The organism is Anaerococcus prevotii DSM 20548 (assembly GCF_000024105.1).
GTDB lineage: Bacteria > Bacillota > Clostridia > Tissierellales > Peptoniphilaceae > Anaerococcus > Anaerococcus prevotii.
Genome location: NC_013171.1, coordinates 244,178 through 267,319 on the forward strand (window position 1 = coordinate 244,178; position 23,142 = coordinate 267,319).

Sequence of the window (23,142 nt, forward strand, 5' to 3'; positions counted from 1 at the left end):
GACTTTTTCTTTACTCAATATCTAAGTCTATTGGTTCATCTATCGTTTCTGAGACATATTTGCCGTCTTTTTTTCTTTGTTTGACACATTCTGTGAGGAGGTATTCTATCTGACCGTTTATTGATCTAAAATCATCCTCGGCCCATTGGGCAATTTGCTTGTAGAGTTTTTCCGATACCCTTAGGGGTATTTGTTTTTTGGCCATTAATACAAGCTTCCTGTATTGACTATTGGGCTTGCTTCATGGTTGCCACAAAGAACAACTAGGAGGTTTGATACCATGGCGGCTTTTCTTTCTTCATCTAGGTCGACTACTCCATTTTCTTCAAGCTTGGCAAGAGCCATCTCTACCATGCCCACTGCTCCATCTACTATCATGGCTCTAGCGTCGATTAGGGCTGATGCTTGTTGTCTTTGAAGCATTGCTGCGGCGATTTCAGATGAGTAAGATAGGTGGGTAATCCTTGCTTCTATTATCTCAAGACCTGCAAATTCTACTCTTTTTTGAATTTCTTCCTTGATTCTTCTAGCTACTATTTCACTAGAACCTCTAAGAGATCCATCATCTGGCTCTCCATCGCCTGTTGTGTCAATTTGATAATGAGGGTTTACATCGTAAGGATATTGGCGAACGATATTTCTTAGGGCTGTATCTGTCTGTAGGGACAAATATTCCTTGTAATTGTCTACATTGAATACTGCCTTGGCAGTGTCGTTTACCTTCCACATTACTGCTATACCAATTTCTACAGGATTTCCTAAATAATCGTTGATCTTTTGTTTGCTGTTATTTAGGGTCATTACCTTTAGGGAAATTTTCTTATTGGTAGATTGGTAGGAATTAGACTTATCAAAAATCTTTATGCCATCACTTACATCTCCAGATTGGCCTAGCTTGGTGTTGGCAGCAGGATTTACTGCTGAAACGAAAGGGTTCACATAATAGAAGCCCTCGCCCTTTATAGTTCCGATATACTTACCAAAAAGCGTTAGGACTAATGATTCTTGAGGTTTTAGAAGCTTAAGACCCAAAAGCATAATCCATCCTAAGGCTACAAAAACTATTCCTATTACTAGAAATACTATATTTAGACTTGTGTAATTACCACTATCGATAATATTTCCATTTACTGCTATCGTTAAAATTGCTCCTGCCAGGAGAATAAAGTAGACCAAAAGCATTAGAAGACCATTCTTCTTTGCCTTAAGGATCTTTTCTTCGACATTATCAGAGTTTTCGAGTTTCTTTTCTAACTTGTCCATATTTTACTCCTTATATATTTGATATCATAATGATATCACTTTCATTTCATTTGGTCAATAGGCTTGAATAGATTTTACATAAGCTTCGGGGTAAGTATATACTAGGAGGAGATATGAAATATTTATATAAAAGTATCAGAGCAAAAAACAATGACTTAATCAGGGGAGTCCTCAATACTCCTGATGATTTTTGTGAAAATAAAAATTACCCAGCATTAATATTCTTTCATGGTCTTATGGATGATAGAAATGGGATTAATTATATGTCTATCCAGCATGCTAAATATCTTACTGCGGCGGGTTTTCTGGTTTATAGATTTGACTTTAGGGGATTCGGAGAAAGCGAGGGAAGCTTTTTCGATCTAACCTTCACTAGACAGATAGAAGATGCTCAGATTATCTATGACTTTGTAGAAAAAGAAAAATTTGTAGATAGAGATAAGATATTTATCAGAGCCCACTCCATGGGAGGGGCTGTCGCCATAAAGCTAGCCCAGCTTAAGGACCCTAAGGGCCTTATCCTCTATGCACCAGGAAGCAACTATTCCTTGGAAAATTCAAATCTTATAAGGTCCTTAGATGAATTATCCAAAAGTCAAATACTTGGGGAAAAGGACCTGGGAGGTCTTAGACTATCGGCTAAGATTGTAGAAGATAGCAGGAAATATAATTTCCTAGAAATGGCGGAAGAATATAAGGGCAAGGTCCTTATGATTAGGGGAGAGAAGGATCCAGTAATAGAAAAAGAATCCATGACCCTCCTAGAAGAGAAGTTCACGGATTGTAAATATATAGAAATAGAAAATGTCGGCCATAACTTCACAAGTTACGAGAAAAGACTTGAGGTATTTGCCTTAACTAATGACTTTATTAGAGAAAATATTTAGGATTTCTTCTCTATTGTGACTACATAAGGGGAGATGTCTTTCTTGTTTGGGTAGGATAGTTTGAGAATGGCAAAGTCCTTTGGGTCAAGTTCTTCTAGGAAATGATCGAGCATATCTGCTTCAATCTTTCCTTGGGCATGGCCTGGATAGATGGTTATAAGTACCCTGCCCTTTTTTCTTAAAAGACTTAGGACCTTCTCTAAACTTTCTATAGTAGAATCGGCCCTAGTAGTGATAGTCTTATCAGAATTTGGAAGGTAGCCTAGATTATAGACAGCCAAGTCAATTTTTTCTTTGACATACTTATCAATATGGGCGTGACTATCCAAAACAAAGGTAAAATTATCCCTAGGGCCAAGAAGCTTTAAGGTATTTTCCCTTGCAGCCTCTTGAATATCAAAGGCAATTAGCTTTTTTGCTCCCAATACATCAAGGATAAAGGCTGAATCATTCCCATTCCCTGCTGTCATATCCACAGCAAGGTCAATATCCTTCTTTCTAATAAGAATTTCCTTAACAAGATCTGTTACTCTTTCAATCATAATTGCTCCTTAGAACAAGAAAGCTTGGTCTTTTTATTTTTAAATTTATGTAAGATAAAATTATAAGTATCAGGATCAGTTCTTTTAGAAATATCGAGGGATTCTCTTATATAATCTTCATAGGGAAGCTTATCATCCATAAGGATAATAGCTTTTGTATAAAGCATTACAGCGGACTTAGGATTGTTCGAATTATAAGCTAGGGCCATATTAATATATTCTAGAGCTTTCTTGTTATCTTCCAAAATGTAATAAATATTACTAATGTTATGGTACAAAATTGCTCTGATATTTTTATCTAAGACTTCGCTATCTTCTATAAACTTACAAATTCTTAGCCTTTCTTGTTGATCATCTAAACACATTGCATAGTTCATCAATATCCTATAATCTATATTATCATAATAATTATTATTTAGATCGTTGAAATTAAATTCACCATCAGAATTTAGGGCATCTATGATTAAATTCTTCCTCAGAGCGGGGTTATCTTTGACTTCCATGCTCCTAAAAAACATAATCAACTTGCTAGCCTTAACCTTCACAACATCTCTAGAAGTTCTTTCTTTTATTCTTATAAGTTCATTAATCTCACGGGACTGATCTTTCCCCTCATACCTATCTTTGCTATTTAAGGATGAAATGATGTTTTCGATGCTTGAGCTATCCTCATACATTATCTCAAAATACTTTTCAATCAAATCGACAAATAAAATAGAAGAAAGTCTATCCAAGTTATCCAAATCAAAGTTAACCTTGGCATTTTCCATATTAGAAATAGTTTTAATATTAATAAAACTAAGCTCAGCCAATCTCTCTTGACTTAAATTTCTCTTATTTCGAATATCCTTTAAGAATTTACCAAAAATATATTTTCTATCATTCATATATATCACCTAAATAATTATTTTATCATATATTTAAATATTATTCCATAGACAATTTGTCATAGAGTTTTCTATAATACTTTGGTAAAATAAAAGATAACAAAGTTAAAAATCTTGTAGGAATGAATATCTTATTAAGCTTTATTCAAAAATTATTTATAAGGTTAAGAAAGAGGTGGGTTGATGAAAAAGTATATTCTCAGATATAAGAAGAATCTGATTTTGTCGGTTATTTTTGGTGTAATTGAAGTTTATTTTATCTACTTATATTGCACAGTTAGTACTAAAATAATAGATGTCGTTTTGGGGAATATCGAGGGAAGTGCTAGTAAGATTGTTATTCATTCAATTTTGTATGTTCTTATTGCCTGTCTATCATATTATATATCCCAGAGAAACGGCAAGCTCTTTACCCAATACATATCTAGCGACTTAAGGCATGATTATTTGGAAGGAATAATTAATACCAAGTCATCTAGCTTTTTTGGGAAAAATAAGGGAGAATACATCACCCAAGTAGATCAGAATGTCGATCAGTTAAGGTTAAATTATTTGATGACTTTACCATCCGCAATAATTGGTATAGGACAAGCCATAGTATACATAATAGGCCTCTATAAGATTCATCCTTATATTCTCTTAGCTACCATATTTTTTGTTATTTTTCCTGGGGGAGTTTCTAAAGTTTTTTCTAAGAGGATTTCAGATTTGCAAATTTTAAGGTCTGAGAATTACTCATCTTATATTGATAGATTGAATGAATTTCTAGATGGATATTTTGTAATTAAGGAATCAAAGAATAAAGAATACTTTTTAAAGAAATTCGATATAGATGATAATAAGTTATTGAAATCTTTGACCCATCTAAATGTTTCCATTAGCATGTTTGGTCAAACTCTTTTTAGTATTAATATTTTATCGTCTTTGTTAGTTACATATATTTGTAGTATTATGGTGAAAAATCAATACTTACAATTATCAGATCTCTTAGCTTCTCTAAAGTTAGTTTCGATTTCTACAGCGACTTTAGCAGATTCTTTTGGATATTTGGTTAACATTTTATCTACAAAGAAGATAAAGGAGATGGTAATTAGTGAAATTCCTGATATAGAAGAGAGCAAGAAAGAAGGAAAGACTCCACAACTAGACCTTAAACTAAACAATCTATCATTCGCCTATGGAGATATCAAGGTCTTTGATAAGATGGATTTGGATATAGAAAAAGCTAAGTCATATGCTATAATCGGAAATTCCGGATCTGGTAAGTCTACTCTTGCCAAGATTCTTATGAAGGTAAATGAAGACTATGGGGGAGAGATTTCCTTTGCTAATGGCGACTTCAAAGAATTTTCGGAAGAAGACTTATATGATAATATCTACTATATTCCACAAAATCCTATAGTATTTGAGGATACTTTCATAAACAATATCGCTATGGGCGATGATGGGATTGATAGAGATAGGATCGAAGGAATTATCGATAGGGTAGGATTAAGTCGAGTTTATCATGAGAAGAAGGATGGATTAATCAAAAATGGAAGTCTATCTGGTGGAGAGAAGAAGAAGCTAGAGCTTGCTAGGGCCCTATACAAGGGAAGTGATTTACTTATCTTTGATGAGCCAACAAGTGGGCTTGACCCAGAAAGCGCTAGGTCAATCGAAGGCTTAATAGAAAGCCTAGATAGGCTAACAAGAATAGTAATCACCCACAACCAAGACCCAGCCTATCTTCAAAGCTTCGACCATGTGATAAATATTGAAGATTACAAAAGTTAGTGAATTTATAAATTAATTCTCCTGCCTGTGAAATTCTTCCTACTTATCTTGTGATAGATTGGGATTTTCCTAGAAGAATCTAAATGGCAGGAGATGATTTATTAATACGCCCTATAATATGAATTTATCTAGATAGTAGGCTATGCCGTCCTCGTCATTTGTGAGGGTTACGTAGTCTGCTATTTCTTTTATCTTACTTACTGCATTACCCATGGCGACTCCTACTCCAGCAGCCTCTATCATAGTTTCGTCATTCATCTCATCACCAAAGGCAATGATGTCTTTTTGGTCTATGTTAAAAATTTTTGCGATTTCTAGAAGGCTATTTCCTTTAGAAAGTCCCATAGGCATAACCTCGTAATAGAATCTTGCTGATTTGACTTGTTCTGTTAGGTCTCCAAATCTCTCTTTAATCTTACTAGTTGGCTCATCTATTAGGTCAGGGTCTGCTGCAAAGAGGATTTTGTTTACAGGAAAGTCGATTGTTTGGTCGAGATCTTCTACTTCTTTAGCTTCCATCCTGAGAGTTCTTGCCTCACCTTCTGTGTAAGGGCCGATCTTTGGGCTAAAAACTGTATCCATATAAGGCACCATGGTCTCAAGGGGCAAGTCTTTGGCAAGTTTTATCATCTCTACTGCAATGTCATGGTCCATTTCGTGGTTGGCGAGGACCTTACCTGTGGCAAAGTCGGTGATAGCTCCTCCATTAAAGCTTGAAATAAGACCGCCGTATTTATCAAATTCTAAGGCTTCTGCAAGATTTCTAGCTCCAGCGGTTGGTCTTCCTGTAACTATTACGACCTTATGACCAGCTTTCATGGCAGAAATCAAGGCCTCTCTTGTCCTTTCTGTGATGACTCTCTTGCTATTTACGAGAGTTCCATCGACGTCTACTCCGATTAGTTTCATTATTTCTCCTTAAGTATATTCTTTTCTATATAATAGGCTATCCCATCCTCGTCGTTTGAAAGAGTGATGAAGTCCGCCTCTTTTTTTAAGATTTCGCTTGCGTTAGCCATAGCGATTCCAGTCCCTGCCATTTGTATCATTTCCATATCGTTAATCTCATCTCCAAAGGCGAGGGTGTCCTTGGACTCGATCGAGAAGAAGTCTGCAATTTCTAGGATGCTCCTGCCTTTGTTGATATCAAGGGGCATGCAGTCGAGAAATTGGGGCATGGAGTGGATGGGGTTTACTTGGCTTTCAAATTTTCCCTTAAACTTCTCTATATTTTTATTTATGATTGAAGGCTCTGCTGAGAAAAGAACTTTATTAAGGGGAAAATCTATTTTCTCTTCTAAATTTTCGATAATCCTATAAGGCATTTTATTTTTACTTGCCAGATATTCTAGGCTATGAGCATGTTCGTTTTCTGCTAAGATTTCTCCCTTATGATAGATTATATAGTCAAAGCCGAGCCCTTTGGCAAAGCCTATCATTTCTCTTATTAGAGTATGGTCTATGGTGTGGTTTATGATTGTTTTCTTAGCCTTCATATCATAGACATGGGCTCCGTTAGATGAAGAGACAAGTCCTCCGAACTTATCAAAATCAAGATCTTTTGCCAGAAAGTCTGCCGCATAAAAGTCCCTGCCTGTGATGATTGCGACCTTGTGGCCGATTCTACTTGCCTTAATAAGACTAGCTTTCGTCCTAGCAGTAAGTTCGTTTTTGCTATTTAGAAGAGTGCCGTCTATATCTACTCCTATTAATTTCAATTCTTCCTCCATATCAACATAAAAAGGGCTGCTACAATTGCAACAGTCCCCTTATTATTAAGCTTCAATTTTTAGTAAATCTTCTCCGTGGTTGATTTGACCAAGTTTTAGGCTTGTTATTGTCTTATCATCTGTGTTTGTTATGATAACTGGTGATTGGATTTCCTTACCAGCAGCTTTGATTTCTTCGATGTTAAATTCGATTAGAAGATCTCCACGTTTTACATAAGCATTGTTTTCTGCTTTGATATCGAATGGTTTTCCTTCAAGCTCAACTGTATCAAGTCCGATGTGGATTAGTAGCTCTGTGCCATCATCTGATGTGATTCCTACAGCGTGTCCTGTTTCTGCAAGCATTGAGATTTTGCCATCAACTGGAGCATAAACTTTTCCTTCAGTTGGGATAATGATTACTCCCTTGCCTACGATTTCTTGGGCAAACACTGGATCGCTACATTCCTTGATGTCCTTAACTTCTCCTGTAAGTGGAGCAAGAATTATCTCGTTAGCTTTAACTTCTTTTACTTCTTTTACAGCTTCGTTTTTCTTACTATCTCCAGAAAAAGCACTCTTGATTTTATCTAAAAATGACATAGTACCTCCTTGTTTTCATGTTTACATCATCTTTCTTATTATTAATATACTAATATTTTAACAAAAATCATTTAACGTAACATATGTTACAGATTTTATATGTCTTAGTGGTTTATAATAGAGATAGTTAAGCTAAGAAAAAAGAAAAAAGGAGTTAATTTATGTTTTGTTTTCAATGTCAAGAAACTTTCAAGAATGAAGGATGTAAGATCCAGGGCGTTTGTGGCAAGAAGGAAGATACAGCAAATATCCAAGACCTTCTCGTATATGTAACAAAGGGACTTGCTGAAGTAATAAATAAAAAAGGAGAAGTAGAAGATAGATTTTACGATAGGATATCTAACAACCTTTTCGTAACTATCACCAATGCAAACTTCGACACTGAGGCAATACTAGCTATAGTAAAGGAAACTATAGCTATGAAAGATGAGCTTTTGGGAGAAGTTTCTAAGGAAGGTCTTTCTGACTTTGCCCTATACTCATCAGACGATGACGACGAGCTTTCTAGAAAAGCAATCGAAGTTGGTGTTTTAAATATAATGAATGAAGACGAAAGATCTCTTACAGAGCTTGTAATATACGGACTTAAGGGAATGGCTGCCTACAACCACCATGCCAATGTCCTAGGCTTTAGAGATATCGAAGTGGATAAATTCATTGCAAAAGCCCTTGAAGAGACTACAAAAGGATATACAGATATCACTAAGCTAATTGACCTTGTGATGGAGACAGGAAGCCACGGTGTTAAGGCTATGGCCCTACTTGATAAGGCTAATACAGAAACTTACGGCAATCCTGAAATCACAGAAGTAGATTATTCTGCAGGAGATAAGCCAGGAATCCTAATCTCAGGTCACGACCTTCACGATATGAAGATGCTTCTAGATCAAGCAAAGGATAGCGGAGTAGAAATCTACACCCACTCTGAGATGCTTCCAGCAAACTACTACCCAGAATTCAAAAAATACGACAACTTCCACGGAAACTACGGAAATAGCTGGTGGAGCCAAAACGAAGAATTCGAGAAATTCAACGGCCCAATCCTTATGACAACCAACTGTATCGTTCCAATGAAGAAAAATAACACCTACCAAGACAGGATGTTTACAACAGGAAATGCAGGTTATCCAGGATGTAAACACATAGAAGCAGACGAAAATGGCAACAAGGACTTTACTGAAATTATCGAAATGGCCAAAAAATGTAAAGCTCCAACAAATCTTGAGGATACAAAAGTTGTCGGAGGTTTCGCTCACAATCAAGTAATAGCCCTTGCTGATAAGGTAGTTAGCGAAGTCAAAGAAGGAAATATCAAGAAATTCGTAGTAATGGCAGGTTGTGACGGAAGACACAAGGAAAGATCTTACTACACAGACTTTGCCAAGGCCCTACCAGAAGACTATGTAATCCTTACTGCTGGTTGTGCAAAATACAGATACAACAAGTTAGGTCTTGGAGATATCAATGGGATCCCAAGAGTTTTAGATGCTGGTCAATGTAACGACTCATACTCACTCGTTCAAATTGCCCTAGCCCTAAAGGATGCCTTCGGTCTATCTGACATAAACGAGTTACCAATTGAATACAATATCGCTTGGTATGAACAAAAGGCTGTAATAGTCCTTCTAGCCCTACTAAGTCTAGGAGTAAAAAACATCCACCTAGGACCAACACTTCCAGCCTTCCTATCACCAACAGTTGTAGACTTCTTGGTAGAAAACTTTAATATAGCAGGAAATACAACAGTAGAAGAAGATATGCCACTTTTTACTAAATAAATATTTTGAGAAAGGCTAGAGAAATCTAGCTTTTCTTTTTTGTGAGAAATTTTCTTAGAAGTATATTCATACTAAGAATATATATAAAGGAAATAATATGAATTTAAAATTATCTTACAGCGATTTAGAAGAAATTATAGAAATTAGACACCAAATCCATATGCACCCGGAAGTTTCTGACAAGGAATATAGGACGACTGAAATTATAAGAGAATTTCTAGAAAAACTTGAAGGAGTCGAAATAATCGACTTTCCTATAGAAACAGGGCTAATTGCAAGGCTTAAGACAGGAAAAGCTGGCAAGGTCATAGGACTTAGGGCAGATATCGACGCCCTGGCCCAGAAGGAAGAGACCGATATTTCCTACAAATCAAGGGAAGAAAATACCATGCACGCCTGCGGCCACGACTACCACACAGCAAGTCTTTTGGCTGTGGCGAAACTCCTTAGCGAAAATAGGGATAAGCTTTCGGGAGATGTAGTATTTATCTTTCAAAGGTCCGAGGAAATCACCAGAGGGGCCAAGGAATACGTAGACAAGGGTCTTTTCGATAAGGTTAAGATCGATAGGGTCCTAGGCTTTCACAATTGGCCAGAAGTCGACTTCGGGAAGGCTATAATAAAGAAGGGATCCTTGATGAGTGCCAAGGTAAATTTCAAGATAGATATCTTCGGTAAGGGTCAGCACGGGTCCATGCCTCATCTTAACATAGATCCTATAGTTTGTGCATCAAATATAGTCATGGCCCTTCAGACCATAATTTCAAGAAACACCAACCCCTTCGACTCGATCGTCCTTTCTGTAAATTCTATAAATGGAGGATCAGAAGACAATCTAGTAGTCGATAAGACCCATCTATCTGCCACCATTCGCTCTCTTTCTGAGGAAAATCTCGAAAGATCCATTGAAAGGATGGAGGCCATAGTAGAAAATATGGCAAAAGCCTACGAATGTAAGTATGAGATTACCTACACAGAAAAGATTCCTTCTGTATATAATGGAAAAGACATGTATGAAAGGGCTCTTTCTTCCGCTAGCAAAGTCTTGGGAGAAGAGAACATCCTAAAGGAAGGCCACACCATGGCCAGTGAGGATTTTGCCTTCTTTATGAAGGAAGTTCCTGGATTTTTCTATTGGTTTGGAAGTGGGGAAGAAGGACATCCGAAAGAAGCCCTTCACAGCAAGAACTACTATTGCTCTGATAAGGCCATAGCCCCTGCCGTAGAAGTACTAGCCAGAGCTGTTTTCGATTTCCAAGAATCTTAACTAGATTTCGCAAAGACTTGTATAAGATATAGAAATTTAGTATAATTGATAACGAATTTAATGAAGGATAAACTAAGGAGAGGGAATGAAGATTAAAAAGTTTTTTGCAAGTGCTATGACTCTTGCCCTAGCTTTTGGCCTAATGGCTTGTTCAAATGATGCGAAGAACAGTGAAGATAGTAAGGAAGAAACAAAGGTAGAGGAAAAGGCAGAAGATAAGACATCTGATGAGGATTCTAAAGAAGATAAGAAGGAAGAAGGGGAGAAAGAGACTTCAGACAAGAAGTTCGACAGTCCAATCTATGATGTAGCTTACAACTACCTTCCAGAAGACTTTGAAGAAAATTTCAGGGACGAGAAGAAGGACCTTTTGACTATAGAATTTGGTCAAAAGAATAATCCTGCCAAAAAAATTACTGTACAAGTTTCTGACAATGAGGAAAGATTCAAGGGACTTTACACAATGCCAGAAGACGCAGAAGATGTAAAAGTAGGCGAAGAAGACGGCAAATTCTGGGACGACGGATCATTTAGATACCTAGTAGTAGAAAGAGAAAACTACTCAATCTACGCAAGATCAAGCCTAGATAAGGATGAGACAATTAAGGTCGTAGAAGAAGCTAAATAGAAAAATTAAAAGACCTCCTGGAGGTCTTTTTTGGTGCAATAATTTCTTTTAGGAATTGAAATAAAGCTAAGAACAAGCTTTCCAAAAGAAATTATTAGGTCAATTATAGAAAGAGAAGTTTTAAATCTAAGCTTAGTAATTACACTTACAATCTTCTATATCCCTAAAAAAGGTCGAGCTTGAGGGGCTTTCCTTTCTTATAGGCATACCCATCCTGTGCATTTCGTTTAACTTAAAGATCATAAGATTTACATTTACATCATACATACTGGCGAGTTGATTGTAGGTATAGCCTTCCTTCACGTCCTCGATAAGGCAGTTTTCATCTAAGAGGAGGTGGGCTGCAAAGATATTAGCCTCAAGCTCCATTTCTGAATTTATATCGAAAAGCTCATACTCTATAAGATCATTGGCGGCGGCATCCTCGTGAAAGAGATGGTGGCCTAGCTCGTGGGCAAAGACCATATTTTGGATTCTCTCATCTACGAAAGGATTGTAGAAGACAAAACTTACTCCCTTAATGATCTTATACATGCCTAAAAGTTTGGTGTTTGACTTAAAGGCTATAAGGTGGACTCCTCTTCTTTCTAGGATATCCCTAGGATCTCTTGACTTGTAGGTATCTATGACCTCTCTCGCCTTTTTGTAGATACTATCGTAGGATACTCCCATTATTGATCCTTCTTTTCATTTTCCATCTTGGCTATATAGTAGGCTTCTGATATTGCATCGAGGATCGCTCTTTTGTCATCTTCAGGAAGCTCGCCTCCTGCCATTAGGCCAATTACTCCATTTATCATATCTTGGGCATCCTTTGCTCCACCTTCGCCAAAGTTTTCCCTAGCCTTTAGGATAAATTCGTCCTCATCAGTTACCAAGTAGTCGTGAGTAGTATCGAGATGCTTTGCCAAAAGATCATAGGTCTTCCTGTATCTTGGCTTGGATTCTCCCAGCTCGTATCTTGATATGGTCTTGGTTGAGACATTACACAACTTGGCTAGGTCTTCTTGGGTTAACTTTTTGATTTCTCTTAGTTCTTTTACTTTATTAGCAAATGCCATACGCTCTCCTTTAGCTTACAGACTCTTATTTACAAAAATGGTTGACAAAAGACACTTAAGGTCTTATAATATTCTTAAGTCATTTATTGTCTAAATTATACATTAACAGTCTGTGAAATTCAAGGAGTAATTATGAAAAAAGTTATACTACATTCAGATATGAACGCTTGTTATGCATCAATAGAACAAAAACTTAACCCAAAGCTTAAGGGAATTCCAATGGCTGTCGCAGGAAACCCTAAAAATAGGAACGGGATTATCCTTGCCAAAAGCCAAGAAGCTAAGGAAGCTGGGGTAAAGACGGGTGAAGCCTTATGGCAGGCCTTCGCCAAATGTCCTGATCTTACCATAGTTCCTCCTCATTATGACGAATACCTCAAACACTCTAAGCTTGCGAGGAAAATCTATTATGAATACACCAACCAGGTTGAGCCCTTTGGTCTTGACGAGTGCTTCCTTGATGTAACAGGATCGGCCCATCTTTTTGGGACTGGGGAGGAGATTGCCAATAAAATTCGTGAGAGGATGAAGGAGGAAGTCGGTATAACAGTCAGTGTCGGGGTAAGCTTTTGTAAGATTTTTGCAAAACTCGGATCAGATATGAAAAAGCCTGACGCAGTTACCATCATTGGAGAAGATAATTTCAAAGAAATAGTCTGGCCCCTTCCTGTAAGGGAAATGGTGGGAGTGGGTAGGGCTACGGAAAGGAAGCTAAATGGAATAGGGATCTTCACCCTAGGAGAGCTTGCTAATACAGATCCAGATCTTATAAGAAATCTCTTGGGCATAAATGGAGTCTACCTATGGGAGTATGCCAATGGTCTAGATATAAGGCCAGTCCATGACAGAGACCACAAAGAGCCAGTAAAGACTATAGGAAACTCCTCAACCTGTAGAAAAGACTTAGTTAATAATAGAGAGGTCTTCAATGTCCTCCAAGAACTTTCTTTTTCTGTATCAAAAAGGTTAAGACAAGCGGGACTTGAGGCCTTCGGTGTGGAAATTTTTGTAAGAAATAATGAACTCCAATCCTACAATTTCCAAAAACCAATCAAGCTCGCTAGTCAGTCATCCATTGTCCTTGCCAGAGAGGGCTTCGATTTGTTTAAAGAAAAATACAAGTGGGACTTCCCAGTAAGGGCAGTAGGCATTAGGGCAATCAAACTTAGAAAGGAAGGTGGGGGAAGCCAGATGGACGTCTTCTCTGACTACAAAAAATTAATTAAAGACGAAAATTGCGATACAGCCTTGTATAAGATAAGACAAAAATACGGGAAAGACGCCATAAGCTTTCTAGGTCTTATGCGAGATATCAAACTTCCCAAAGAAATCAACGAAATAATAACCCTACCCATGAATCATTATAATTTTTAGGGCTCTTGAGAAAGGGAAAAATCGCCTAATTACTAGTAAAAATCTTCTAAGGAAACCCTCCTAAGAGAGTCGATTTCCTAAGGGATGTCTTTTAGTGATTGGGCGATTTTCATTTATATTTTGCAAGGAGTTCTTTTTTATTTACAAATTGATAGAACTGTTATATAATAACTATAACAAGAAAGAATCAAATAAATTGTAAGGAGGGTCTATGTTCTTAGAAATTGATTTTGCATCTGAAAAGCCAATCTACGAGCAAATCAGACGCGGGATAATCAAATCCCTGTCCCAAAATGACTTACAATACGGCGAGACTCTTCCATCAGTTAGGCAACTTGCATCAGATATTGGAGTTAATCTCCACACTGTAAACAAGGCCTACAAGATGCTAGAAGAAGACGGAATCATAGTCATGGATAGGCGTTTTGGTTCGAAGATTGTAGATAAAACTAAAGATATTAGTGAACTTCAGAAAAGAAAAGTAAAAGAAGAACTTGATTTTATCATAGCCCTTGCTAAGGTCAAAAATATAGAAAAATCCGACCTTGATAGGCTAATAGGAAATATTTGGGAGGGAGAAGATGAATGAAAATATGAGTATTGCAGTATTTTACGGGATAATTATTATTTTGATAAGTCTTATCCAAGCCTTCGTCACATCCTACTCCAAGAGGGGCTATGTACTTGGAGTTAGACTAGTGGAAGACTTAGAAAAGGATAGGGAAGTAAGAAAGATAGTAAAAGACTATAGGACTTTGACTATCCTTGTAGGATTTGCCCTAGCTTTACTTATAGTCGGCTTAAGCTATCTTATAGAAAATGAGGCCTTGCTTAATTTAGCCTATATTCTATCAATATTTCTAACTTATATTCCCCTAGTTCTTGCTAACAAGAAACTAAAAGTATTAGCAAAGGATCAAAAAGTAGATAAGAGAAAAGTTGTAAGTCTAGATTATTCAAAGATAAAAATATTTAACAAGAAGGAATTTTTTGGCATATACCTAGGCCTCCTCCTTATAGTGATAATCTTTGCCATAAGAATCCACCTAGACTATGAAAACTTTCCAGATAAATTAATTATGCATATGAATAGCAAGGGAGAAATTGATGGGATAGCTCATAAATCTTACCTATCTATCCAATCCCCAACTATAGTAAGTTTCTTTATGCTAGCAGTGATGTTTTTTGCAAATCTTTCCCAACTTCTATCAAAGATGAGAATTAGCCCAGATATGCCAGAAGAGTCCTTGGATAGGCTCTTAGAAACTAGGAGGATTTGGACCTATTATTTTGCAACATCGGCAATTTTACTTATAGTTTTATTCCAAGTAGGAATTCCTTCCTTTATGAAAACTGGAGACGACTCCTTGGTTAAGGTCTTAGGCATAATTGCTATTGGGTTTTCTATAGGAGGTAGCATTCTTATAGGAAAGTTTAGGTCGGTTGACGGTTCAGCCTTAAATAAAACTGGTAGATATGGCTACGAAGAGGAGGATGATAAGTGGATCCTAGGTGGTCTAATTTATTACAATCCAGACGATCCAGCAATATTTGTAGAAAAAAGAGTAGGCGTTGGAACTACTATGAACTTCGCCAATAATTGGGTTAAGGTAATTTTCATTGCAGTGATACTTTTCCCATTTGTTCTAGGACTTGTGCTTAATATGTTTGAAGGATAGGAGATTATGTTAGAGATAAAAAATGTATCCAAATCATTTGGAAGGCTTAAGGCCTTAGACCATGTGAGTTTTAATGTTAATAAGGGAGATCTTTTCGGTATAATTGGACAAAATGGGGCTGGTAAGTCTACACTTTTTAGGTGTATTATGGACTTTTTTGACTCATATGAGGGAGAAATCCTCTATGATAATAAGCAGGTGAGTAAAGTTCCCCTAGAAAAAATTGGCTTTCTTCCAGAAGAAAGGTCCCTTTCACCAAAGAAGACCGTAGCCGAAGAGATTAGATATTTTGCTAGGCTAAATTTAATGAAAAATCTAGATCAGAAAACCCTAGAAGCCTATTTTAATAAATTTGAAATAAAGGGAAGCCTCAAGGATAAAATCAAAGACTTGTCCAAGGGAAATCAGCAGAAGGTCCAGCTTTTGGCAAGTCTTATCTACAAGCCAGAATTTGTAATCTTAGATGAACCCTTCTCAGGTCTTGATCCTTATAATATAAGGCTCCTACAAGATATTATTAAGGAAATTAATGAAAGTGGGACGACTATAATATTTTCATCTCATAATATGGAAAATATTGAAGATATGTGTAAGAAGCTAGTTATGCTCAAAAATGGTCAAGTAGTTCTAGAAGGCTCCCCTAAAGAGATAAGGAATTCTTATCCAAAAGACAAACTCCTAATAGAATGTGAAGGAGATATTTCCGATATATTAAATGATTTTGCAATAACATATACGAAAGATTCAAATACTTATAGGATAAAGTTAAACGACCCAATCGATGGAAGAAAAATTTACCAAAGACTTAGAGAAAAGTTTGATTATATTCCTGTATTTGCTCAAACACCTCCAAATTTGAACGAAATATTTACAAGAAAGGTTGAAGAAAATGTCTAGATTTATTACTGTAGCCCTAGATTCTTGGAAAAAACAACTCAAATCTCCAGCATTTTGGCTAGTTGTCTTTATGCCGATAATAATGATGGCTATAAGTGGAGCTATCACTTACTTTTCTGCTGATGATGGCATAAAAGAAACTTATATAGTTGCAGAAGATGAGATAGGAGCCTATTTTACAGAAAATTCTGCCTATAAGCTAAAGAATAAAGACGAAGCAAGAAAGGCCATGGAAGATAAAGAGATAGGAAGTTTTGTAGAAATTAGGGAAGAAGATGGCAGTCTATCTGCAAAATATCATACAAGAGACCTAAATGGCCAAGAAATAGCCGCCTTTAATTCTATCCTTAGGGAAGTTCAAAACTCTATAAATATAAAAAGAGCGGGACTAGGAGAAGATAAGCTAAAAATTTTAGAAAGGAAACCTTCCTTCAAACTAGTTGAGGAAGAAGGGGGAGAGTCCTTTATCATGTACGGTGCTTATTTTGCTCTTGTATTTTACATGTATATGATGCTAGTAATGTATTCAAATATCCTAGTTGTGGAAATTGCTACAGAAAAAGGCTCAAAGATGATAGAATTTATTTTCTCATCAGTAAAGGCAGGTGTATATTTTGCAGGAAAAATCTTCGGTAACTTCCTCGCAGTCATAACCCAGACAGCTATATATTTAATACTCGCCCTTCTAGCCTATTTTGGAGCCAAAAGATATGGACTATTTGAAAAATTTAATATAGACTTAGGATCTCTTTTAGGAGATATAAATGTCTTGATGCTAGTAGAGCTTGCAAGTCTTGTTATCCTAAGCCTACTTATATACATGATCCTTGCGGCCATGTTAGGTTCTCTTGCCAAAAAACAAGAAGATGCCGGCAAAGTTGGAACACCCCTAATTCTTGTGATAATTTTTGCCTTTGTAATAGCCCTAAGCTTTATGGGCAAGGAAGAAACCCTTCTAATAAAAGTTCTCTCCTACCTACCTTTTGTATCGGTTTTCTTTATGCCGATGAGACTTATAAGGTCAAGTGTAGGCCTAGGTTATGGACTTATATCTATACTAATCATGCTTGTTTCTATAATTCTTGCCTATAAAATAGCAAGTAGAGTATATAAGAAAAATATACTAAATTACTCTTCAAATTCTTGGATAAAGAAGATTTTAAGAAAAGCCTAGTGAGGGCTTTTTCTTATGTTTCAAAAAATCGTTTTCTATGTTAAAATTATTATAGGAAGAAAAGGAGTAATCTATGAATGTATATGAAAAAGCTTTAGAAAAACATGAGAAATGGCAGGGAAAAGTTGCAACAGAAGTGAAGGCCAGAGTTAATAATGCAGAAGATTTGACCTATGCCTACACACCAGGAGTTGCTGAACCTTGTAGGAAAATCGCCGAAGATAAGAAGAAGGCCTACACCTACACATCAAAGGCCAACACAATAGCAGTAGTAAGCGATGGGTCTGCTGTTCTAGGACTTGGTAATATTGGTCCTGAGGCTGCCATGCCTGTTATGGAGGGAAAGGCTGTTTTGTTTAAGGAGTTTGGCGATGTAAATGCTGTGCCTATCGTCCTTGACACTCAAGATGCTGATGAGATAATTAATGTCGTAAAAAACATAGCTCCAGGCTTTGGCGGAATCAATCTCGAAGATATATCATCTCCAAGATGCGTCTACATAGAAGAAAAACTTAAAAAAGAGCTCGATATACCAGTCTTCCACGACGACCAACATGGAACTGCAATTGTAACTCTTGCAGCCCTTATTAATGCCCTTAAGATCGTAGGAAAGAATAAGGAAGATATCAAGGTCGTAATTTCCGGAGCGGGAGCTGCTGGTTTTTCAATAGCTAAGCTTTTAAGAGATTATGGAGTAGGTCATATTATAGTTTGTGACTCTAGGGGATCTATCAACAAAGACCATCTAGAAGGAGACAATCCTGTTAAGGCAAGAATTGCCGAATTTACCAATGAGGAAAACTTTAAGGGAAGCTTAAAGGAAGCTATGGTGGATTCTGACGTTTTTGTAGGAGTATCTGCTCCAAATATTATAGATGGAGAAGATATAAAGAATATGAATAAAGACGCTATTGTCTTTGCTATGGCAAATCCGGTTCCAGAAATCGACTATGACGAGGCCAAAAAAGCTGGTGCGAGAATTCTTGCGACAGGTAGGAGCGATTATCCAAACCAAATCAACAATGTCCTAGCCTTTCCTGGAATATTTAAGGGAGCCTTGAAGGCCCATGCTTCAGCCATAACAGATGAGATGAAGCTTGCTGCGGCAAATGCCTTAGCCCAAATGGTTGATGAGGATAAGTTAAATGAAGAATACATCATACCAGGAGCTTTTGAGGAAAATGTAGCTGATAAGGTGGCCCAGGCTGTGATGGATTATGTTAAATAGTTAAGATATTGGGGCGAAGCTTCTAGCTTAGCCCTTAATTTTTATCTAAAAAGGAGAAATATTTGTTAAATTTTTCTTCCAAGTCCTCGTTTACTTCGTTATTAAAGTCCTTGTAGGCTGTCATTATCTTTCTTCCTTCGTCTGTCAGAATACTCTTTCCCCCATCGGCTCCACCTCTTTGGCTTTTTATAATATCAAAGCCTAATTCCCTCTCGCATCTTTTGATAATCTTAAGTGCCTTGGAATAAGATAGGCCCATGGCTCCTGCTGCTTCTTTTGTCGATTGGTACTCATCTATTAATAATAAGAGCTCGTTTATGCCTGGTCCGTAGAAGTTTGTTCTATCACTTTTTATAACAAGTTTTATTTTTGCTTTGTACTTTTTCAAGATATATCCTTTCTTTGAAATTAACGCTTTTAATTATTATAACACTTCTTTGTCTTAGCCTTCAATCAGATTGAAAATAAGCCCTTATCTAGTATTATAATATAGTCTAAAACGAAAAGGAGACTTATGAAAAAAGATATAAAATTAATTGTATTTGACATAGATGGTACTTTAGTAAATGATAAAAAAGAAATGCTTGACGAAAACGTCACAGCTATAAAGAAACTTAAGGAAAAGGGAATTAAGATAGTCCTAAACTCCGGCAGGACCTTCAATGGTATGTGGAGGATGCGTCAAAAGCTTGACCTTATGGCCTATGACGACTATTCTATCTGCGGAACTGGAGCTTTTGTAAGGAGAAATGCCGACGGCAAGGCCCTTATCTCAAATCCCTTAGGAAAGAAAGATTACGAAAAGATCAAGAGCTTGGTAGGAGAAGAAGACTTACAGATTACAATCCACACCATGAATATCCTCTACTTAAATGCAGAAGTCCCAAATGATGCCTTCTTGTACGACCAATGGCAAGTTTCTATGCCTTGGTTTAAGTTTGAAAAGTTTGAAGATATAGAGGACAGCATATGTAGGATTGCCCTTGCAGGAGAAAAGGACCTTCTCGATAAGTTCACTGAGGAAAATAAGAAAGAGCTTGTCAAAGACTATAAGATTATGAGAAATGAAAAGCGTCTTCTAGAGATCTTAAACAAAAACTCAGGCAAGTCTGAAAGTCTAAAGAAACTAGCCCAAATGCTTGAAATCGACAGAGAAAACATCATGTATTTTGGTGATGGGATGAATGATGTGAAGAGCTTGGGCTTTGCAGGATGTGGTGTGGCCATGGCTTCCGGCATGAAAGAAGCCCAAGATGCGGCAGACTTTGTAATAGGATCAAACGAAGAGCCTTCCATAGCTAAGTTTCTTAAGGAGTATTTTGATCTAGATGTCTAGATTTGTAACCTTATCTTCTGGATCATCAGGCAATGTAAGCTTTCTTGAGTACAAGGGTTCTCGCATACTAATCGATGCGGGATTTTCCGGAAGAAAAATAGAAAATCTCCTAGCCCAAATCGGAGAGAAAGCAAAGGATCTAGATGGGATATTTCTCACTCACGAACACAACGACCACATCCAAGGAGCAGGAGTCCTATCGAGAAGATTTGATATTCCAATCTATGCCAACGAGGGAACCTGGAAGGCTTTTGCCAAGAAGGCTAAGAGATTAAAGGAAGAGAATATAAAAATTTTTAAGACAAATCAGTTCATAAACTTTAAGTCAATGGATATCCTACCCATATCCATCCACCACGATGCTATGGAACCTGTTGGATATGTTATCTATCTGGGAAATAAAAAGATAAGTCTTATTTCTGATACAGGAATAATAGATGAGAAAATCGCCTACGAGATTAAGGGCTCTGATATATATTATATGGAAGCAAATCACGACTTAGAAGCCCTAAAACTTGGGCCATATCCACATAATCTTAAGCTTAGAGTTATGGGGAAGATGGGCCACTTATCAAATGACCAATCGGCTGAAGCCCTAGCAGATGCCCTAGTTGGTAAGAATGAGACAGTTTTTCTATCCCACCTATCAGATACCAACAACACCCCAGAGCTTTCGAGATTGACAGTAGATAATTATCTTACAAGTTTGGGACTTGATACAGAAAAAGATATAAACTTGGAGGTTTGTGAAAGATACATTCCTTCAAAAATAGTGGAGTTATAATGGAATTAGTAGAAATTGAAAGATCACTTATAAAAAAATACAGGAAGGAAATCTGGTCGCCTTTTATCAAGGCGGTCAAGGAGTTTTCCTTGATAAATGAAGGAGACAAGGTCGCTGTTGCCATATCTGGCGGCAAGGATTCCTTGATTCTTGCAAAGCTTATCGAAGAATTACATAAGCATTCTAGGGTAAAGTTTGATGTAGAATATATCTCTATGGATCCAGGCTACGATAATGAAAACAGAGACCTACTAGAAAAAAACCTAGCCTATCTTAATATAGATGGGACAATTTATGATTCGGAAGTTTTCGAAGTAGCCGAGACCATAACCAAGGGAGACTACCCTTGCTATATGTGTGCTAGGATGAGAAGGGGCTTTCTCTATGCCAAGGCAAAGGAGTTAGGATGCAATAAAGTAGCCCTAGGCCATCATATGAATGATGTAATCGAGACAACCATGATGAATGTCCTCTATGCAGGAAACTTCAAGACTATGAAGCCTAAGCTTATTGCCCAAAACTTTGAGGATATGGAGCTAATTAGGCCTCTTTATTATCTTCATGAGGATGATATCAAAAGATGGAGGGATTACGTAGCTCTATCTGCCCTAAATTGTGCCTGTACAGTCACCAAATCTAGCGAATCTTATACTAGAAAGAAGATAAAAGAATTAATAGCAGAACTTAAAAAAGATAACCCAGAAGTTGAAAAGTCAATCCTAAGATCAGCAGAAAATGTCAATTGCGATATGGTCCTAGGCTATCAAATAAAGGGAGAAAAACACTCGTTTTTGGAGGAATTTGAATGATAATAGATTTTATAAAAGTCCTAATCCTTTCTATAGTAGAAGGAGTTACGGAATTCTTGCCAGTATCATCGACTGGGCATTTGATCTTAGTAAACCAATTTGTAAAGCTTGAACCAGAAGGCTTTTCCAACGCCTTCAATATAATCATCCAACTAGGGGCAATCCTATCTGTCGTAGTGATTTATTTTAAAAGGCTCAACCCTTGGGATAGGGAAAAGACAGAAAGATACTTCCCTAGAAACTACGATAAATTAAATGGACAATCTAGATTCTACTTTAGACTAACCCATCCAGATAAGAAGACAATAGAACTTTGGAAAAGAGTCATAGTGGGAATCCTTCCAGCCATGGTCTTAGGTCTACTCTTTGATGATTTCATAGACGAGCACCTATTTAATCCAATGGTAGTTGCAACTATGCTACTAGTATGGGGTCTAATAATAATCTTTGTAGAAAAAAGAAATAAAGGAAACAAGGGCTTTAGGCACGATAATATAGCCATGGTTTCCTATAAGACTGTACTTGCTATAGGATTATTCCAAACCCTTGCCATGATTCCAGGAACAAGTAGGTCAGCTGCAACAATTATGGGAGCCATGATCCTAGGACTATCAAGATCTGCTGCAGCAGAATTCTCATTTTTCCTAGCAATTCCTACTATGCTTGGGGCAACTTTCCTTAAAGTTATCAAAAACTTCGGCGGATTTACTGCCTACCAATGGATTCTGATCCTTTTGGGCATGGTCCTAAGCTTTCTTGTGGCTTATTTTGTTATCAAGAAATTCATGGCCTACATTAGAAACAATGACTTCATTCCATTTGGAATCTATAGAATAATACTAGCTATCATAGTATTTATTTACTTTTTATTTGTTTAGATGAAGAAAAGATGTGAATGGGCCAAAGGTGAGCTTTTAGAAAAATATCACGATGAGGAATACGGAAATATAAGCCACGACGATGACTATATATTCGAGATCCTTGTTTTAGAATTCATGCAGGCGGGTCTTAGCTTTGAGATAATCCTAAAGAAAAGAGAAGCTATGAGGGAGGCCTTTGACGGATTTGATTATAGGAAAATAGCATCCTATGACGATAGAAAAATCGAAGAGCTTATGGCAAATGATAAAATAATCAGAAACAAGAAAAAACTAATAGCCTTGGTAAAAAACGCCAGGGCCTTTATAAAAGTAAGAGAAGAATACGGATCTTTCGATAAGTACCTAGAAAACTTCATCAAAGAGCCCATAGACTACAGGAGAAAAGAAGGAGAGATAATTGCGAAAAGCAAACTTTCCGAGAAACTATCAAAAGACATGAAAGATAAGTCCTTCTCCTTCGTAGGACCAGTTACAATTCACTCCTTCCTAGAAGCCATAGGAAGAATAAATTGCCACACCACCTCTTGCTTTAAACACCAAAACAGCTAGACTAAGTTAAGTCTAATCTAGCTGTTTTTT

At 36.9% G+C, this 23,142-nt stretch carries 26 protein-coding genes; 16 read left to right on the forward strand and 10 right to left on the reverse strand.

Going from position 1 to position 23,142, the window contains the following annotated elements:
• Nucleotides 1–10: 10 nt before the first annotated feature.
• The gene (locus APRE_RS01185; RefSeq protein WP_015777176.1) at nt 11–205 is read right to left on the reverse strand and encodes a type II toxin-antitoxin system antitoxin; all 195 of its coding nucleotides are present in this window, start codon (nt 203–205) and stop codon (nt 11–13) included.
• Nucleotides 205–1,263 carry an SPFH domain-containing protein gene (locus APRE_RS01190; RefSeq protein ID WP_015777177.1) on the reverse strand — a complete coding sequence of 353 codons (1,059 nt, stop codon included), beginning with the start codon at nt 1,261–1,263 and terminating at the stop codon, nt 205–207. Before APRE_RS01190 ends, APRE_RS01185 begins: the two co-directional genes overlap by 1 nt.
• A gap of 113 nt (nt 1,264–1,376) precedes the next feature.
• Here APRE_RS01190 and APRE_RS01195 point away from each other — a divergent pair, with 113 nt between their 5' ends.
• On the forward strand, nt 1,377–2,150 hold the full coding sequence (locus APRE_RS01195; protein WP_015777178.1) for an alpha/beta hydrolase family protein: 774 nt from the start codon (nt 1,377–1,379) through the stop codon (nt 2,148–2,150).
• On the opposite strand, the gene mnmM is transcribed toward APRE_RS01195, so the two are convergent.
• Both mnmM and APRE_RS01205 read right to left on the reverse strand, forming a co-directional pair.
• Nucleotides 2,147–2,692: a tRNA 5-(aminomethyl)-2-thiouridylate-methyltransferase MnmM gene (gene mnmM / locus APRE_RS01200; RefSeq protein ID WP_015777179.1), complete on the reverse strand. Its 546-nt coding sequence runs from the start codon at nt 2,690–2,692 to the stop codon at nt 2,147–2,149. The genes APRE_RS01195 and mnmM overlap by 4 nt on opposite strands.
• On the reverse strand, nt 2,689–3,579 hold the full coding sequence (locus APRE_RS01205; protein WP_015777180.1) for a helix-turn-helix domain-containing protein: 891 nt from the start codon (nt 3,577–3,579) through the stop codon (nt 2,689–2,691). The genes mnmM and APRE_RS01205 overlap by 4 nt, the downstream gene beginning before the upstream one ends.
• Nucleotides 3,580–3,762: 183 nt before the next feature.
• Here APRE_RS01205 and APRE_RS01210 point away from each other — a divergent pair, with 183 nt between their 5' ends.
• Entirely contained in the window at nt 3,763–5,355 is a 1,593-nt protein-coding gene (locus tag APRE_RS01210; RefSeq protein ID WP_015777181.1) for an ATP-binding cassette domain-containing protein, read from the forward strand.
• 111 nt (nt 5,356–5,466) lie between these two features.
• Here APRE_RS01210 and APRE_RS01215 read toward each other — a convergent pair whose 3' ends face one another.
• The 3 genes from APRE_RS01215 to APRE_RS01225 are packed head-to-tail and all read right to left on the reverse strand — an operon-like array spanning nt 5,467 to nt 7,667.
• Complete coding sequence (locus tag APRE_RS01215; RefSeq protein WP_015777182.1) at nt 5,467–6,264, reverse strand: Cof-type HAD-IIB family hydrolase; 798 nt, start codon at nt 6,262–6,264, stop codon at nt 5,467–5,469.
• Nucleotides 6,264–7,073, reverse strand: coding sequence for a Cof-type HAD-IIB family hydrolase (locus tag APRE_RS01220; RefSeq protein ID WP_015777183.1), 810 nt, complete (start codon nt 7,071–7,073; stop codon nt 6,264–6,266). Before APRE_RS01220 ends, APRE_RS01215 begins: the two co-directional genes overlap by 1 nt.
• 57 nt (nt 7,074–7,130) lie before the next feature.
• Nucleotides 7,131–7,667: a PTS sugar transporter subunit IIA gene (locus APRE_RS01225; RefSeq protein ID WP_015777184.1), complete on the reverse strand. Its 537-nt coding sequence runs from the start codon at nt 7,665–7,667 to the stop codon at nt 7,131–7,133.
• 161 nt (nt 7,668–7,828) lie between these two features.
• Between APRE_RS01225 and hcp the strand changes: the two genes are divergently transcribed.
• The 3 genes from hcp to APRE_RS01240 all read left to right on the forward strand — a co-directional run bounded on the left by hcp (nt 7,829) and on the right by APRE_RS01240 (nt 11,340).
• Nucleotides 7,829–9,445 carry a hydroxylamine reductase gene (gene hcp, locus APRE_RS01230; RefSeq protein ID WP_015777185.1) on the forward strand — a complete coding sequence of 539 codons (1,617 nt, stop codon included), beginning with the start codon at nt 7,829–7,831 and terminating at the stop codon, nt 9,443–9,445.
• 97 nt (nt 9,446–9,542) lie between these two features.
• Nucleotides 9,543–10,712 (forward strand): M20 metallopeptidase family protein, encoded by a 1,170-nt coding sequence (locus APRE_RS01235; RefSeq protein ID WP_015777186.1) that lies wholly within the window; start codon nt 9,543–9,545, stop codon nt 10,710–10,712.
• 85 nt (nt 10,713–10,797) lie between these two features.
• Nucleotides 10,798–11,340 (forward strand): DUF4367 domain-containing protein, encoded by a 543-nt coding sequence (locus APRE_RS01240; protein ID WP_015777187.1) that lies wholly within the window; start codon nt 10,798–10,800, stop codon nt 11,338–11,340.
• 132 nt (nt 11,341–11,472) lie between these two features.
• Here the strand turns inward: APRE_RS01240 and APRE_RS01245 are convergent, their stop codons facing one another.
• Both APRE_RS01245 and APRE_RS01250 read right to left on the reverse strand, forming a co-directional pair.
• Nucleotides 11,473–12,012 carry an ImmA/IrrE family metallo-endopeptidase gene (locus APRE_RS01245; RefSeq protein ID WP_015777188.1) on the reverse strand — a complete coding sequence of 180 codons (540 nt, stop codon included), beginning with the start codon at nt 12,010–12,012 and terminating at the stop codon, nt 11,473–11,475.
• Nucleotides 12,012–12,401, reverse strand: a complete 390-nt coding sequence (locus APRE_RS01250) for a helix-turn-helix domain-containing protein (RefSeq protein WP_015777189.1) — start codon at nt 12,399–12,401, stop codon at nt 12,012–12,014. Before APRE_RS01250 ends, APRE_RS01245 begins: the two co-directional genes overlap by 1 nt.
• A gap of 132 nt (nt 12,402–12,533) precedes the next feature.
• Here APRE_RS01250 and APRE_RS01255 point away from each other — a divergent pair, with 132 nt between their 5' ends.
• The 6 genes from APRE_RS01255 to APRE_RS01280 all read left to right on the forward strand — a co-directional run bounded on the left by APRE_RS01255 (nt 12,534) and on the right by APRE_RS01280 (nt 18,753).
• Nucleotides 12,534–13,775, forward strand: a complete 1,242-nt coding sequence (locus APRE_RS01255) for a DNA polymerase Y family protein (protein ID WP_015777190.1) — start codon at nt 12,534–12,536, stop codon at nt 13,773–13,775.
• Nucleotides 13,776–13,986: 211 nt separating this feature from the next.
• The gene (locus APRE_RS01260; protein WP_015777191.1) at nt 13,987–14,364 is read left to right on the forward strand and encodes a GntR family transcriptional regulator; all 378 of its coding nucleotides are present in this window, start codon (nt 13,987–13,989) and stop codon (nt 14,362–14,364) included.
• Nucleotides 14,357–15,454 (forward strand): DUF1648 domain-containing protein, encoded by a 1,098-nt coding sequence (locus tag APRE_RS01265; protein ID WP_015777192.1) that lies wholly within the window; start codon nt 14,357–14,359, stop codon nt 15,452–15,454. The genes APRE_RS01260 and APRE_RS01265 overlap by 8 nt, the downstream gene beginning before the upstream one ends.
• Nucleotides 15,455–15,460: 6 nt before the next feature.
• The gene (locus APRE_RS01270; protein WP_015777193.1) at nt 15,461–16,351 is read left to right on the forward strand and encodes an ABC transporter ATP-binding protein; all 891 of its coding nucleotides are present in this window, start codon (nt 15,461–15,463) and stop codon (nt 16,349–16,351) included.
• On the forward strand, nt 16,344–17,525 hold the full coding sequence (locus tag APRE_RS01275; protein ID WP_015777194.1) for an ABC transporter permease: 1,182 nt from the start codon (nt 16,344–16,346) through the stop codon (nt 17,523–17,525). Before APRE_RS01270 ends, APRE_RS01275 begins: the two co-directional genes overlap by 8 nt.
• Before the next feature lie 73 nt (nt 17,526–17,598).
• Nucleotides 17,599–18,753 carry an NAD(P)-dependent malic enzyme gene (locus APRE_RS01280; RefSeq protein WP_015777195.1) on the forward strand — a complete coding sequence of 385 codons (1,155 nt, stop codon included), beginning with the start codon at nt 17,599–17,601 and terminating at the stop codon, nt 18,751–18,753.
• Nucleotides 18,754–18,787: 34 nt separating this feature from the next.
• Here the strand turns inward: APRE_RS01280 and APRE_RS01285 are convergent, their stop codons facing one another.
• Nucleotides 18,788–19,141, reverse strand: a complete 354-nt coding sequence (locus APRE_RS01285; RefSeq protein WP_015777196.1) for a winged helix-turn-helix domain-containing protein — start codon at nt 19,139–19,141, stop codon at nt 18,788–18,790.
• Nucleotides 19,142–19,267: 126 nt separating this feature from the next.
• Between APRE_RS01285 and APRE_RS01290 the strand changes: the two genes are divergently transcribed.
• The 5 genes from APRE_RS01290 to APRE_RS01310 are packed head-to-tail and all read left to right on the forward strand — an operon-like array spanning nt 19,268 to nt 23,112.
• Nucleotides 19,268–20,089, forward strand: coding sequence for a Cof-type HAD-IIB family hydrolase (locus APRE_RS01290; protein ID WP_015777197.1), 822 nt, complete (start codon nt 19,268–19,270; stop codon nt 20,087–20,089).
• Nucleotides 20,082–20,873, forward strand: a complete 792-nt coding sequence (locus APRE_RS01295; protein ID WP_015777198.1) for an MBL fold metallo-hydrolase — start codon at nt 20,082–20,084, stop codon at nt 20,871–20,873. Before APRE_RS01290 ends, APRE_RS01295 begins: the two co-directional genes overlap by 8 nt.
• Entirely contained in the window at nt 20,873–21,682 is an 810-nt protein-coding gene (locus APRE_RS01300; protein ID WP_015777199.1) for a tRNA 2-thiocytidine(32) synthetase TtcA, read from the forward strand. The genes APRE_RS01295 and APRE_RS01300 overlap by 1 nt, the downstream gene beginning before the upstream one ends.
• Nucleotides 21,679–22,560 (forward strand): undecaprenyl-diphosphate phosphatase, encoded by an 882-nt coding sequence (locus APRE_RS01305; RefSeq protein WP_015777200.1) that lies wholly within the window; start codon nt 21,679–21,681, stop codon nt 22,558–22,560. Before APRE_RS01300 ends, APRE_RS01305 begins: the two co-directional genes overlap by 4 nt.
• Complete coding sequence (locus APRE_RS01310) at nt 22,561–23,112, forward strand: DNA-3-methyladenine glycosylase I (protein ID WP_015777201.1); 552 nt, start codon at nt 22,561–22,563, stop codon at nt 23,110–23,112.
• Nucleotides 23,113–23,142: the final 30 nt, after the last annotated feature.